The organism is Vibrio sp. RC2502 (assembly GCF_054850435.1).
The window spans coordinates 1,287,489-1,301,967 of record NZ_CM141453.1; the positions used below are offsets into that span (position 1 = coordinate 1,287,489).

A 14,479-nucleotide genomic window follows, 5' to 3' on the forward strand; every position below is an offset into this window, starting at 1 on the left:
GAAGGATGCCTCTCAAAGCCAAGTTAATTTTGCTGACACTGATTCCGGTGGTTTTAGTGTCGGCAAGCATCAGTTGGATTTCCATTTATCAGGCCAAAACATTGGGTCAACGAGAGGTGGAGATCTTCCATCAAAACCTCATTCAATCCAAAGAAGCGGCGCTCAAAGATACCGTTGATGTCGCATTTGATGCCATTTCCCACATTTACAACGATTCGACGATTGAAGAACGTGTCGCCAAAGCGCGAGTGAAGGCCATTCTAAATCGCCTAACTTACGGTTCTGATGGGTACTTCTTTGCTTACGATAAACACGGTACTAACCTCGTACATCCCGTTCTTCCTGAATTGGTTGGGGAGAACTTACTTCACCTAGAAGACGAAAATGGCGACAGGCTTATAGAAGCGTTGCTTTACCAAGCGCAATCCGGAGGCGGCTTTCACCAATACTTGTGGCAGAAACCCTCGACTGGCGACATTGTACCCAAGCTCAGTTACGCCGCATGGTTGGATAAATGGGAGTGGATGATTGGCACTGGTCTTTACATTGAAGATGTCAGCCAAGAAGTCGCGAACATGCGTGCTGCGGTGAACAAAAACATCGAGACCACGTTTTTTTCCGTGGTGGTGATTTTGGTGGTCACCGTGGCGGTGATCATTGTGCTGACTTTAGCCATCAATTTACATGAGCATCGACTTGCCGATAAAAACCTCAAAGAACTTGCCCACAAAACGGTGATGTTTCAAGAAGATGAGAAGAAACATTTAGCGCGCGAACTGCACGATGGGATCAATCAGCTTCTGGTATCGAGTAAATGTCATTTGGATTTAATGAGCCATCGATTGCAAGATGAAAAGCTCAAGTCGCATCTCGACAAATCACAACGCTCTTTGGTGACGGCAATTAATGAAGTGCGGCACATTTCCCATCAACTTCGCCCAAGCGCTTTGGATGATATTGGTTTGGAAGCTGCGTTGACGACATTGCTGCAAGATTTTCATTCACACTCTGGGATTGATATCGACAGCCATTTTGATACTCAACAGCACAAGCTGACCTCCGAAGTCGCGACAACGCTGTACCGAGTTGCGCAAGAGTCGCTAAATAACATTGAAAAGCATGCAAAAGCGAAAAAAGTGACGGTGATTTTGCAAAAAATGGGCAATATGCTGCAATTACTCATTAGAGACGATGGCGTAGGGTTTGTCGTCAACCAAGCTGTGCATCGCCAAGGGATTGGTTTGCGCAACATGCAAGAACGTGTGGAGTTTATTGGTGGCGAGTTCGAACTCATGAGTGAGCTTGGTTTAGGCACGGAAATTACCGTGCTTTTGAATTTGGATGAATTAGTTTATGGACAAACCGATTAGTGTGGTGATCGTCGATGATCACCAAGTGGTGTTAGATGGATTTATCGCGCGTTTAGAGCTGGAGCCGGACATTGATGTGATTGGCACGGCAAGCAACGGCTTGGAAGCGATTGAGGTCGTTAAGCATTTGCGTCCGGATGTTGTGCTTATGGACATCAGCATGCCAATCATGAATGGCATCGAAGCAACGGGTGTGATTAAAGAGGAATTACCAGAGAGTAAAATTCTCATGCTTACGATGCATGATAACCGCGAATACATCATGAAAGTGATGCAGGCAGGGGCGGTGGGGTACATGCTCAAGGAAATTTCAGCCGAGAAAATGGTGCAAGCCATCAAAACCGTGAACCAAGGTTCAACCTATTTTTGCGAGTCCGTAACTCAGACACTCTTTACGCAAGAAATCAAACCTGCCCATCACAAACCCAATCCGCTTAGTCGACGAGAAGAGGCGGTCTTGAGGTTGGTGGCACAAGGCAATAGCAGTAAGAAAATCGCGACGTTACTCAATATCAGCTATCGAACAGTAGAAACGCATCGTCACAACATCAAACATAAATTAGATCTGCATTCGACAGCGGAATTAGCCAAATACGCATTTGAAACGGGGCTGACGGAATAAAAAAGTGCCCGTTTCGAGCACTTAAAGAGGTGATTATTCTGGTTTGGTGATGCTGCCGATTTCTAGAAGAGGCGCTACATCGATGTCTTCTGCGTTCATCATGGTGGAGATGCGCTGGACAGAAGAAAGCAGCAATGTTTGTTCCCACTCTTCCAATTTTTGGAATCGATTGATGAAGTGTTCTTGCAGCGGAGTTGGCGCCTGTCTCAGAGCTTCTTCGCCCTTCTCGGTAAGTACCGCATGTACCTTACGTTTATCTTCAACGCTACGACGACGCTCAACGAGTTGATTGCGTTCTAATCTGTCCAAAATCGTGGTCGCAGTTGCTTGACTCATATTGGTGTGGTTAGACAACTGTTTGATAGTCACGTTATCTAACTCATTGATAGCACGCATCAAAATCAATTGCGGAGCGGTCAATCCCGACTCTTTGCTCAGCTTTTTAGAATGTAAATCAATAGCGCGGATGATCTGACGAATCGAGACCAATACTTCTTCGTACTTTTCCAATTTTTTCATCCAGTCTGTAGGGAACATGTAACGACGCGACACTAACTCAAATGCGCTGTTATTTAAAGGGCTGCAGTCAAAATTTAGGTCGACATTTTTCAACTATTTATTCGTCTTTGGCGATTTCTTTTTATTCGCTCGTGCAACTGAAACAGAAAGACCTAAAATTATTATAGCAATAATTGTTTGTGGTCTAATTAATGGTGTGGGGATTTACGCTTTTTGTAATGCAAATTACCGACTGAAAAGTAAGTTATTGGATTTTTTAACAGCAAAAGATAGACAAAAACGCCTCAAATGATAGGATCTTCCGCTTTCACGGAATGTAAAACGTATCGTGTTCAAACGATTTTTTGTTTGGTACGGAAAAAATAATACAAAAATAGAGAGGAACGATGACAAAGGGTATAGATAAGTACAGTATTGACAGTACCGACTATACGGTAGGTCAAGACAACGTTCAAAAGTGGGGCTTTGATGTTCATAACCCAGTTTTTGGTATTAGTGCAGGCTTTATTGCACTGTTTCTTGTCGCAGCATTAGTTCTAGATGCTCATACCGCGAAGACGGCATTGGATGGGCTTAAGTGGAAGATCATTGGTTCATTCGACTGGCTGTTTATTATCGCTGGTAACATTTTCGTTATTTTCTGCTTAGCGTTGATTGTGTCGCCGCTCGGGAAAATACGCTTAGGCGGTAAAGATGCCGTCGCTGATTATTCATTCATGTCTTGGCTCGCGATGTTGTTCGCAGCCGGTATGGGTATTGGTTTGATGTTCTGGAGTGTGGCAGAACCAGTGGCTTACTTCACTGGTTGGTACGAAACGCCACTTGGCGTAGAAGCAAACTCACCAGAAGCCGCACGTTTGGCGCTAGGCGCGACGATGTTCCACTGGGGTCTTCACCCTTGGGCAATTTACGGCGTTGTGGCACTTTCACTTGCATTTTTCACCTACAACAAAGGTTTGCCTCTATCAATGCGTTCGATCTTTTACCCATTATTGGGCGATCGCGCTTGGGGCTGGGCTGGCCATATCGTTGATATTCTTGCAGTACTTGCCACTCTATTTGGTCTAGCGACATCACTTGGTTTGGGCGCTCAGCAGGCGGCAAGTGGTATTCACCATGTATTTGGTGTTGAACCTGGTTTAGGTTTGCAAATTGTCGTTATCACTGTGGTTACTCTGCTCGCAGTGGTTTCTGTTGTTCGCGGTATCGACGGCGGCGTAAAAGTGATCAGTAACATCAACATGGTTGTAGCGTTTTTGCTGCTTATCCTTGTTGGTTTGATTGGCTGGGCGGCGAGTTTAGGCTCGATCCCAACAACGTTAATGGCGTACGTAGAAAACATCATTCCATTGAGTAACCCGTTTGGTCGTACCGACGAAGCTTGGTTCCAAGGCTGGACGGTATTCTACTGGGCTTGGTGGATCTCTTGGTCACCATTCGTTGGTATGTTCATCGCTCGCGTTTCACGTGGCCGTACAGTACGTGAGTTCATCACAGCGGTACTGATTGTTCCGACGGTAGTCACCGTGGTTTGGATGTCGGTATTTGGTGGTCTGGCGATTGATCAAGTCGTCAACAAAGTAGGCGAGTTAGGCGCAAACGGTCTGACCGACGTATCACTGGCGATGTTCCAAATGTTTGATGTGCTGCCATTTGGCAACATATTGTCGATCATTGCTGTGGTTCTGGTATTGGTATTCTTTATCACCTCTTCAGACTCTGGCTCGTTGGTTATCGACAGCATTACGGCGGGTGGTAAAGTCGATGCGCCTGTATTGCAACGTGTTTTCTGGGCATTTATGGAAGGTGCGATTGCGGTTGCATTGCTTTGGATTGGTGGCTCAGAAGCGGTACAAGCGTTACAAGCGGGCGCCATTTCTACAGCACTGCCATTTACCTTTATATTGCTAGCAATGTGTGTAAGTTTATTGATGGGGATGAAGACAGAGCGTCAATAATCGATCAATTTTATAAATTTGCTTAAATAACAAGTAATTAAGAAGCCAGCACCCTGCTGGCTTTTTTTGTGCGGTTTTTCTGACGCTAGACAAAAAAATGACACGTAAAAGTCCATATTTTACAAAGAGTTAATGCGCTATTTTGTTTTTTAAAAATTAGTGAATAGTCGTGAAAAAGTGTGTAATATTCACCCACCTTAACTGTTCTCCCAACTCAATTATAATTATGAAAATATCATTAAAACAAAAGCTAATAGGCGCAAGCCTTTCTGCTGTTGTTGTGATGGCAACAGCACTTACTTGGTTGTCGGCTGGTCAATTATTTGATCAGACTCGTTCAGGTGTCTATTCACGAGCACAAAGTCTAAGTACCACAGCGTCAGAAGGTATTTCGGACTGGGTTAATATCCGTAAGGATATTGCAAGCGCATTCAACGACTACTCGACAGAGCAAGACGTTGTTCCTTTCCTACAGCAAGCACGCAAAGCTGGTGGCTTTGACGACATCTTCTTGGGTACACCAAACGGCGATATGTACCGTTCTCACCCAGAGCGTAACCGTGCTGACTACGATCCGCGTACTCGCCCTTGGTATAAAGATGCCAATGCAGCAGGTAAGCAGATCATCACAGAAGCATACCAAGACGCTATCACTAACGCATTGCTAGTGACCATTGCTGAACCAGTAATGAAAAACGGCAAGTTTATCGGTGTAGTGGGTGCTGACGTACTTATCGATCAGCTGATCGATGACGTAATCAATCTTGATGCGGGTGAAAATGCGCACGCAATGTTGATTGATATGAACGAAGGTACGTTCCTTGCTCACCCAGATAAAAGCCTAACGCTTAAGCCTATCACCAGTTTTCTAAAAGACTTTTCAGAAGAGGCTATTGAGCGTGCGGCAGCAGAAGGCAAGATTGAAAGCACGATGCTGAAAGGTCAAGAGAAGCTTTACTACTTCAAGAAAGTACCTGGCACGCATTGGATGTTCGCGATTGAAATGGATCGCGCAACAGAAGAAGCAGGCCATGCAGTACTGCTTCGTGACCTGTTGATCACCGCTGTGATGATCACCATCGTTGTGATTCTTGCGGTATCTTGGTTGGTTGGCTTCTTGTTCCGTGACCTAGGCCGCGTGTCTGATGCGTTGGAAGAAATTGCATCTGGTGAGGGCGACCTTACTCAACGTCTAGAACCTCGCAGTGACGATGAAGTAGGCAAACTGGCTGAAAACTTCAACCGCTTTGTGGGTAACATGCACACGATGGTTACCAAGCTAAGCCAAGTTTCTGCCTCACTTTCTGAGCAAGCACGTACAACGGCACAACAAGCGGAAGAACGTAGCCAGCGTATTTCTTACCAGCAAGACGAAATCAACATGGTTGCGACTGCGGTTAACGAAATGGCAGCAGCAACGCAAGAGATTGCGGGTAACGCAGACAGCACAGCGCATAGCTCTGAAGAAGCGGTGCAAGCATGTGCTCACGGTTCTAGCCAAGTGAATCAAACGCAAGGCTCTATCCAGAATCTGGCGCAAGAAGTTCAAGTCGCGACAAATGTTATCCAAGAACTTGAAGCGCACGGTAATAGCATCAACACGATTCTATCGACGATTCAAGACATTGCTGAGCAAACTAACTTGTTGGCACTGAACGCGGCGATCGAAGCGGCGCGTGCAGGCGATCAAGGTCGTGGTTTTGCGGTTGTTGCTGACGAAGTTCGCGTATTGAGCCAACGTACTCACGCATCGACCAAAGAAATCCAAGAAACGATCGAAATGCTTCAAGGTACAACCAAGAAAGCGGTTGATATCATGGGAGATGGTCGTCGTTTGGCTGATACCAGTGTGGATGACGCGAATTCTGCAGCAGCGAGCCTGACGCAAATCCACAGTGCGGTAGAGCGCATCAGCGACATGGCAACGCAAATTGCGTCTGCGGCGGAAGAGCAAGCATCTGTAACAACAGAAATCACTCGTAACACAGAAGGCATCCGCGACGTATCGAACGAGCTTTCTGTAGAAGCTCACTCAGCAGCGGAGCAAGCAGCGCACCTATCTGAGCTGTCTCACGAGCTTGAGCAAGAGATCAAACGTTTTAAACTGTAATTCTCAGTTTGACTAAAAAACAAAAGGAGCCGATAGGCTCCTTTTTAATGCATGTTTTTCGGTGAATGATTGTTGGTAAATAGCTACAACAAAAAATCTATCTACAACCAAAAATCACTGATGGGTTGGTCATCATTGTAGTGATGCGCCATCTGCGCCTGAAGCAACTCGGCAGTAGCAATCGCATCAGTTAACGCGTGATGCGGAGAGTAGTCTGGTAACCCATAGCGGCGTCGAGACTGCGCCAAACGTAGAGACTCTGGTCTCTTTCCTTTCAGGCGATTCCAAATGCCGCCAGCGCTTCTCTTTTGGATGTTCTCTTCGATTTGTAGCGTGTCTAACACGGGAAATTCAATCCCTTCCCCTATACGCGCTTTCAGCGCTTGATCTAAGAATTCTCTCTCGATTCGACGGTAATGCACAACGATGATTTTGCCGCTTAAGCAAGGCAGCAACTCACCCAAAATATCGCTCAGATCTGGCGCATCAATCAATTCGCTGTGAGTGATACCGTGGATGATAACGGAATCTTCATCCAACTTTTTCTGAGGCCTTACTTTCCAATGTCGAGCATCGCGCAGAAAAATACGTCTCAGATTGAAAGGTACTAAACCGATAGTAATAATGTCGTGTTTTTCGGGATTGAGCCCTGTCGTTTCGAAATCCAACGCGACAAATTCAACCTCTGAAATGGGGGTATTGGGCGCTGGTAATTCGCTGCCGTAAAAGGCGACAAGATTCTCATCACTGACTAGATCCAACTTTTGCTGAAATTTGGTTGGCCATTGAATCGCAGGCTTTTGAAATAGCTTTTTGATCATGCCAAACCTCACTTAAAGCTCTTATTTGCTTGATAGCGGAACTTAAGGAAGTTCTGCCCATTGCTGAGGATTTGGAAGGCATCTTTCAAATTACGGCGTTCAAAATCGGAGAGATTTTCTGGCTCGATGTTGTTATCTGGCTCAATTCCGAGCTCAACATCGGTTGCTTGATGGCGAATTCGTACCATAGAGATGAACTCTAACGCGTCTTTTAAATCCTGTGCTCGACCTTTTGGCAAGATGCCTGCGTCAATAATGTCGTCGAGACGTTCAAACGAGTTTTGTGCACGAGAGCCAACTGCCAAGGCATGTACACGAATCAGATCAACCAGCGGCGCGGTGCCGCGACGCTTTAGGTTGATCGAGTTTTTGTGCTGGCCGTCTTTTTCCATCACAAAATCTTTGAAGAAGCCTAATGGCGGCGTGCGGTTTAGCGCATTTCGAGCCAAACATGCTAAGAAGCGATTATTTTTACGCGCTCGACGCACAATGAAGCTGGTGAGCTGTTCTGCCCATTTTAAGCGGCCATACACGCCATCTAAATCGAAAAATATTGATGCATTCAGTAACGCTTTCGGGTTGGGATCGTCAATCCAGTCAGCGAAACATTCTTCCCATTCGGAGCGAGTCATTCGCCACATTGGGTTCGTGGCCATGATGTCACCGGTACAATATTTGTAACCACAAGCGTCAAGGCCGTCACTGACAAACTTGGCGAGATCTTCAAAGTACTTGCCATGTTTCTCTTCTTGATAGGATTCGTCCAGAATAATGGCGTTGTCTTGGTCAGTAACCAGCAACTGTTCGTCTCGTCCCATTGAACCTAATGCGAGGAAGCAATAAGGAATCGGAGGCGCACCGAGTTCTTCTTCTGCCAACTCCAATAAACGCTGTTTGAAACTTCGGCCAATTACCGACATCGCGCTGCCAACCATGTGTGAATTGGCGTCTTCGTTAACCAGACGTACGAAGCTGCTTTTGACTTCTTCTGCGACTGTTGCTAAATCTTCGATGCTTTGCTGCTGAAAAATGCTGCTTACGAGAAGCAGTGAGTTTTGCGATTCATAACGAACAATATCGGTAGTTTCGATGATGCCTATCGGCAGTTGATTTTTGACCACCGGCAGATGATGCACGTTGTAGCGCAACATCGTTAGCATGGCTTCGTAGATGTAAGCATTATGGTCGAGAGAGATCACTTCCGTCGTCATGACCGTTGAAACATCATCTTGAGGAGACAAGCCTTCTGCAAGCACTCGAGTACATAAATCTCGGTCAGTAATGATGCCTAAAACGGGCGATTGCGGGTCATCTTCGTCAAGGACAAAATCGGGGTCGACAATCAAGAGTGATGAAATGTTGTCCTGAGCCATTAACTGCGCTGCTTGTTGGATTGTTTGGCCGCGGTTTATGGTCGGGGCATCGCCAGTAAGTAGGGTCTTGACTTTAGAGGTGGTTAAGTCGTTTGCGTCTTTGTTTTCTGAAATGGTTTGGCGCAAGCGGGCGCTGTTTTCTACTTCAACAAAATCGGCGAAAGAGTCGAAGTTGTCGTAGATCTCTTGAAACACCTCGACCGGAATGCAGTAGAGTAGGGTGTCTTCAATAGCTTTTACCGGGAAACGAACTTTGTTGTTGGTAAGCAGCCCCATTTGACCGAATAAGTCGCCTTCATCGAGACGGTTATAAAGCTCACCCTTGCGGCGATAAACTTCCACCACGCCACTTCTTACCACGAAGAGATCTTGAATATGGTCACCGAAGTGAATGATTGGGGTATCTTGTCGGTAGTAAGAGATTTCAACGCTTTCTGTCACTTTGGTCAGGGTTTCTTCTGGAAGTTCGTTGAAAGGGGGGTACTTGGCGAGAAAGTTATATATCTCGAGAAGTTCTGCATCCATTCGGGTGCCTTTTGTTTCGCAAATAATAAAGTAATCTTAACGCAGTTTTAAGACAGAATCTTATTGGATCACGCTTTTTCGTGCTGAGTCATAAGATTCGGACATCTCCCGCGACAAGGTTTTGTTAATTCGGCTAATATGGAAATTGCCAATTGTAGTTAAGTTTTTAGGTGACTCTCATGAAAGGAAGTAAGATGGTGAGACAGTTATTGCTTGTGCCTCTTGTAGTTTTGCCCGCAATTAGTATCGCTTCGGAAGCGGAACAAGCTGCAAAATTTGGGTATGAGCACATTTATTTGGATGTGGGGTCGGGTACGACCAATAAAGATTGGCTAGACAACTCGAATGCGACCACGCTGGGATTGGGTGGCAATTATTTCATCACCGATAATTGGTTGCTTAATGTTGATTACTCAGCGCAGTTTTTCCATCCTGACGATCTAACACTACGTGTGGATCGATTGTTGTTTGGTGGTGGTTATCGTTATGGAATTAACGACCAGCTGGACGTTTATGGTACTTATGGGCTTGGTGCGCTGAAAGCGAAAGCGACGGATGAAAAAACGGATAGCACCATTTCCTCTGACACCGAGTTTCTTCAAGCGGTGACCTTTGGTGCAAACTATCTTTTGAATGAACAATGGATGGTGTCAGCACAGATTCAGGCCAACCGAAGTGATGTGGTTGACGAGAACAAGTACAGAATCGGCTTCAATTACCAATGGCATGATGTGATTGGCACGGGCTTGTATTACCAATACCGTGATACAGATTACAGTGGTGAAAGTTCGGATTACATCAACGAAGTCGGCTTAAGTTTGAAGTTCGTATTTTAATCCCATTTAGTAACATCAACCGTAATCAACAGATTTAAGAACAACAAAAAAGGTCAGCATACGCTGACCTTTTCGTTTATTTCGTCTATTTCCGACAGGTTATAGAACCGCTGCGATACCTTTACATAGCGGGCCCATGTTTGATTTTGTCATACCAGCTACGCTGATACGGCCAGAACCAACGATGTAAATTGCGAACTCATCTTTCAGACGATTAACTTGCTCTTTAGATAGACCAGAGAACGAGAACATGCCGTTTTGACGTTCGATAAAGCTGAAATCTGCATCCACACCTTCTTCTTTCAGAGTTGCTACGAACAGCTCGCGCATCTCTTGAATACGGTCACGCATTTCTTGTACTTCCGCTTCCCATTCGGCACGCAGCTCTTCGTTGTTTAGAATATGAGTAACAACAGCACTGCCGTGAGCTGGTGGGTTAGAGTAGATAGAGCGGATGATCGCTTTTACTTGAGAGAATGCTGTTGTTGCCACTTCTTCAGATTCAGCAACAAGCGTGAATGCGCCTACACGTTCATTGTATAGGCCGAAGTTTTTCGAGAACGAGCTCGCAACGAGAATTTCTTTGTTGTATTTCGCGAAAGTACGTAGGCCAGCTGCGTCTTCTTCTACACCCTTAGCAAAGCCCTGGTATGCAAAGTCGAACAGAGGAAGCAGTTTCTTATCAGCAATCAGCTTCGCTAGTGTTTCCCATTCTTCAGCAGTTGGATCGATGCCAGTTGGGTTGTGGCAGCAGCCGTGTAGAAGAACGATGTCACCTTCAGATGCAGCTTGAAGATCGTTTAGCATTGCATCGAAGTCTTTGTCTTTAGTTTCTGCGTTGTAGTAAGTGTATTGAGCCGTTTCTAGACCTGCAGCGGTAAACACGCCGTTGTGGTTTGCCCAAGTTGGATTGCTGATCCAGATTTTTACGTTACCAAGTTGGCGTTTGATGAATTCACCTGCCACGCGTAATGCACCTGTACCACCAGGCGCTTGAGCTGTTTTCGCGCGTTTTTCCGCTACGATTTCAGCGTCTGCACCGAAAAGTAGTTTTTGTACCGCCAGACCGTACTCAGCAGTCCCTTCGATGGTTAGGTATGATTTGGTTTTTTCCGTTTCAATCAGTGCTGCTTCGGCTTTCTTTACGGTAGCAAGAACAGGTGTTTCGCCTTGTTCGTTTTTGTAAATACCAACGCCAAGGTTAATCTTTTCAGCGCGAGGATCTTTTTTAAATTCTTCAGTAAGGCCAAGGATAGGGTCGGCCGGAGCGGCAACTACTTTTTCAAACATAATCTTCATCCATGTTAATCGAAGGGGTCTGCTCGTATTTATACCTTTCAGCAATATTCGTTACAACACTTACTGATAAGAAAACGTAAAAAAATTTCGATTTGAAACAGGATGCTAACATAACCGATGCTTTTGCTATGAAAACCTTGGTTAAATCCGGATGTAAAGGGGAGTTTTGTAGCAATTTGGTGCTAATTTATCCAATCGAACAATTCATGAATCTGATGGCTACTGAGGAGTAATTTTGGGCGGTTTAAAACGTGAATCCTGCGAGGTAAGCAGAGCCTGTTGCGAAGGAAAAAGTAGGGAAGGATAAGAAACGCCCCAACGGTGAGGGGCGCTTGCATATTCAATTTACATCGAACGTTGAGGTCTATTTCTTTAGCTCAATTTCTGACTCTACCGCATTGGTTTCGATGTCAGGATTTGAAGACAACTTATCTGTCGCCCAATCGTTCATGTGTTTTAGGATTGCTTTAAGCGCATGCTTTTGCGTTGGGGTGTCACCAGCTTGAACATCTAGTTTTTCTTTTGGGTGTGACCCTGTCGCATCTTCGGCAACGTGTAGCCAATCTGGATGCCAGTAGTAAGGCTGTCCTGATGGCACACTCCACGTATGTACGCCATTGGTCTCGCCTTTATATTTGATGTCATTCTCGTTGTATTTCGTCATTATAATCGTCTCTCATAGTCTATGAGTTGAGGTGTGCATCACCATTAGCCTCTAAATGTAACAGATGGCATGAAAATTAATGTGATAGCAATCTATTTATCCTGTCGATAGATTGCTCACGATGATGCACAGTTCTCATTCAGACATGTTTTGTTCCAAAAGGCTCTCAACCTTGCATAACAGAAGGTTCGCTTCTGGCTATTCACCATTAATGTGCTTAACAATCGCCTCTTTTGCGTGCTCTTCTGTTGGTGTTTCACCTTCTGGAACGACTAGATCCGCTGTTTTGTGCACACCTAGCGCGTCTTCTGCAATATGTAACCAGTCAGGGTGCCAGTAGTAAGGCGTTGTGCTGGCTGGGTGATCCCAGCTGTGTACGCCTTTATGAGCACCTCGGTATGAGAGGTCATCCATAGTAAATACTTTCATCATTTTCTCCCGAAATAAAAGTCATACCTTTGAAAGTATGGAACATAAATTCTCACTTCGTATCGCGAATTGATATCACTAAGATTGATTAATTACGTTTCGAGATTGATAGTCGCGTTATCAGAATACGGGCGCGAAGTATGCTAAGGTTCGCTCGGTCGTGATAAATGAGGGAAACATGAACCGATACCGCCAACTGGCTGAACTGTTCAAAACGCAGATTCAGCAAAACACATGGAGAGCAGGAGAAAAGCTGCCGTCAGTGCGTGTTACTAGCCGAAATCATTCCGTCAGCGCCGGAACGGTGTTGCAAGCTTATCAGTTGCTCGAAGCGCAAGGCTGGGTCGCGGCAAAACCTCAGTCTGGCTACTTTGTTACCGCAGAGCTGGATCGTTTGGAACCGAGCCCTCCAGCGACCTCTGTTTATCGCTCTAACATCAATGATGAGCTTTACGACTATCTCAAAAACCAGGCGTCACCGGATGCGATGAAGTTCGGATCTGCCTTTCCAGATCCTGCGTTGTTTCCATTGGATGCGTTGAATCGCAATCTGGCCAGCTCTGGTAGGAAGATGGGGCCAGAGACGTTATTGGATAACTTACCGCCAGGCTCTGAATCATTGCGTCGTTTGATTGCTCAACGTTACATTCAACAAGGTATGGTGTTAACCCATGATGACATTGTCATTACTTCAGGGGCGTTAGAAGCGTTGAATTTGAGCCTTCAGGCCGTGACGCAACCGGGAGACACTATCGTGGTTGAATCGCCAACATTTTACGGAGCGCTTCAAGCGATAGAACGTTTGGGCTTAAAGGCGATAGAAATCTCAGTAGACCCGCGCACTGGGCACTCATTGCAACAAATTGAAGCGGCTTTTACTGACCATGATGTTCGCGCGTGTTGGTTGATGACGAACTTTCACAACCCAACCGGAACATCATTAAATGATGAGCAGAAGCAGCGCATCGTCGAGCTTGCTGATAAACACGATGTGTATTTGATTGAAGACGATGTGTATTCAGAGCTCTATTTTTCTAACAAGAAACCAAGTTCGCTTAAAACTTTTGATACCCAAGATCGTGTGTTGCATTGCGGGTCATTTTCAAAAAGTCTTTGCCCGGGTTATCGGCTGGGGTGGGTGGTCAACAAGCGCTTTAATGAGCATCTGCAAAAACTGCAACTTATCTCGACTTTGTCAGGTAGTGCGCCTATCCAACAAGGTATCGCGCATTATTTGCAAAATGACAGCTATGATAATCACCTTAGAAAACTTCGAAAGAATCTTGAGCAGCGACAATCCGCGTTCATTGAACTGATCGATAAGTACTTTCCTAAATCGATTCATTACACACAGCCAGAAGGCGGCTATTTTTTATGGGTTGAACTGCCGGAATCAAAATGTGGAAAAGCGATTTATCAGAAGTTATTGGAAGACAACATCACCGTTGCATTCGGTAAGTTGTTTTCTGTCGGCACAGTTTATGAGAACTACCTAAGGCTTAATACATCGTTACCCTGCAACGATGAACTAGAAGAAGCCGTGAAGAAGATCGGAGAATTACTTCACTAGCCGACTGTTTACCTATTTTTTGCTCAAACTGTATCAGTGAACGAATCCGAAGCTGTGTTTCAATCATTAGCAGACAACCATTTTAGGTTAGGAGCAATAATGAAAAAGCAGTTGGTAAAGCATGAACTTAGGCTAATGGGTGTTGCTATCTTTAGCGCATTTTTGTTGGTGTTTGCGCACCTGATATTGGCGAAGTCTTTTTCTCATATGGTTTGGACGGAATACACCGCTGCCGTGATTCCATTCGTCATGTTTGGTTTGTGTGTTGTTGGAGTGAAATACGCCGCGCGAGCAGATAAGGATGAAGACGAAAGCAACAGCTAAATTGCACACGCAGATTGCGAGAAAATTATTCGTACAAAATAAAAGACCTCCACTTGGGA

Annotated in this window: 13 protein-coding genes; 7 read left to right on the plus strand and 6 right to left on the minus strand. The window is 45.3% G+C overall.

Annotation, left to right across the window (positions count from 1 at the left end; translation table 11 throughout):
- Positions 1-5: 5 nt before the first annotated feature.
- Together ACYJZR_RS06010 and ACYJZR_RS06015 are read left to right on the plus strand one after the other, a co-directional pair.
- Positions 6-1,370 carry a cache domain-containing protein gene (locus ACYJZR_RS06010; protein WP_005458065.1) on the plus strand — a complete coding sequence of 455 codons (1,365 nt, stop codon included), beginning with the start codon at positions 6-8 and terminating at the stop codon, positions 1,368-1,370.
- Positions 1,354-1,992 (plus strand): response regulator, encoded by a 639-nt coding sequence (locus ACYJZR_RS06015; RefSeq protein ID WP_005458063.1) that lies wholly within the window; start codon positions 1,354-1,356, stop codon positions 1,990-1,992. Before ACYJZR_RS06010 ends, ACYJZR_RS06015 begins: the two co-directional genes overlap by 17 nt.
- A gap of 33 nt (positions 1,993-2,025) precedes the next feature.
- Here ACYJZR_RS06015 and cosR read toward each other — a convergent pair whose 3' ends face one another.
- Positions 2,026-2,502 (minus strand): MarR family transcriptional regulator CosR, encoded by a 477-nt coding sequence (cosR, locus tag ACYJZR_RS06020; protein WP_005494763.1) that lies wholly within the window; start codon positions 2,500-2,502, stop codon positions 2,026-2,028.
- 395 nt (positions 2,503-2,897) lie between these two features.
- On the opposite strand from cosR, the gene ACYJZR_RS06025 reads away from it, so the two are divergent.
- Both ACYJZR_RS06025 and ACYJZR_RS06030 read left to right on the plus strand, forming a co-directional pair.
- On the plus strand, positions 2,898-4,469 hold the full coding sequence (locus ACYJZR_RS06025) for a BCCT family transporter (protein ID WP_005458059.1): 1,572 nt from the start codon (positions 2,898-2,900) through the stop codon (positions 4,467-4,469).
- Between the two features lie 226 nt (positions 4,470-4,695).
- Positions 4,696-6,579 (plus strand): methyl-accepting chemotaxis protein, encoded by a 1,884-nt coding sequence (locus ACYJZR_RS06030; protein ID WP_005458057.1) that lies wholly within the window; start codon positions 4,696-4,698, stop codon positions 6,577-6,579.
- A gap of 101 nt (positions 6,580-6,680) precedes the next feature.
- Here the strand turns inward: ACYJZR_RS06030 and ACYJZR_RS06035 are convergent, their stop codons facing one another.
- Both ACYJZR_RS06035 and ACYJZR_RS06040 read right to left on the minus strand, forming a co-directional pair.
- A complete protein-coding gene (locus ACYJZR_RS06035; protein WP_023623883.1) occupies positions 6,681-7,400 on the minus strand; it encodes a 3'-5' exonuclease in 720 nt (239 codons plus the stop codon).
- A gap of 8 nt (positions 7,401-7,408) precedes the next feature.
- Positions 7,409-9,298: a putative nucleotidyltransferase substrate binding domain-containing protein gene (locus ACYJZR_RS06040; protein ID WP_005483278.1), complete on the minus strand. Its 1,890-nt coding sequence runs from the start codon at positions 9,296-9,298 to the stop codon at positions 7,409-7,411.
- A 194-nt stretch (positions 9,299-9,492) separates the two neighbouring features.
- Here ACYJZR_RS06040 and ACYJZR_RS06045 point away from each other — a divergent pair, with 194 nt between their 5' ends.
- Complete coding sequence (locus ACYJZR_RS06045; RefSeq protein ID WP_053343188.1) at positions 9,493-10,134, plus strand: outer membrane beta-barrel protein; 642 nt, start codon at positions 9,493-9,495, stop codon at positions 10,132-10,134.
- Between the two features lie 99 nt (positions 10,135-10,233).
- Here the strand turns inward: ACYJZR_RS06045 and ACYJZR_RS06050 are convergent, their stop codons facing one another.
- The 3 genes from ACYJZR_RS06050 to ACYJZR_RS06060 form a co-directional block, all read right to left on the minus strand.
- A complete protein-coding gene (locus tag ACYJZR_RS06050; protein ID WP_025593018.1) occupies positions 10,234-11,424 on the minus strand; it encodes an amino acid aminotransferase in 1,191 nt (396 codons plus the stop codon).
- A 373-nt stretch (positions 11,425-11,797) separates the two neighbouring features.
- Positions 11,798-12,097 (minus strand): hypothetical protein, encoded by a 300-nt coding sequence (locus ACYJZR_RS06055; RefSeq protein WP_005458048.1) that lies wholly within the window; start codon positions 12,095-12,097, stop codon positions 11,798-11,800.
- Between the two features lie 198 nt (positions 12,098-12,295).
- Complete coding sequence (locus ACYJZR_RS06060) at positions 12,296-12,526, minus strand: hypothetical protein (RefSeq protein WP_005483298.1); 231 nt, start codon at positions 12,524-12,526, stop codon at positions 12,296-12,298.
- Positions 12,527-12,704: 178 nt separating this feature from the next.
- Between ACYJZR_RS06060 and ACYJZR_RS06065 the strand changes: the two genes are divergently transcribed.
- Positions 12,705-14,096, plus strand: coding sequence for an aminotransferase-like domain-containing protein (locus ACYJZR_RS06065; protein ID WP_420780978.1), 1,392 nt, complete (start codon positions 12,705-12,707; stop codon positions 14,094-14,096).
- Between the two features lie 99 nt (positions 14,097-14,195).
- Positions 14,196-14,420 carry a hypothetical protein gene (locus ACYJZR_RS06070; RefSeq protein WP_005485465.1) on the plus strand — a complete coding sequence of 75 codons (225 nt, stop codon included), beginning with the start codon at positions 14,196-14,198 and terminating at the stop codon, positions 14,418-14,420.
- Positions 14,421-14,479: the final 59 nt, after the last annotated feature.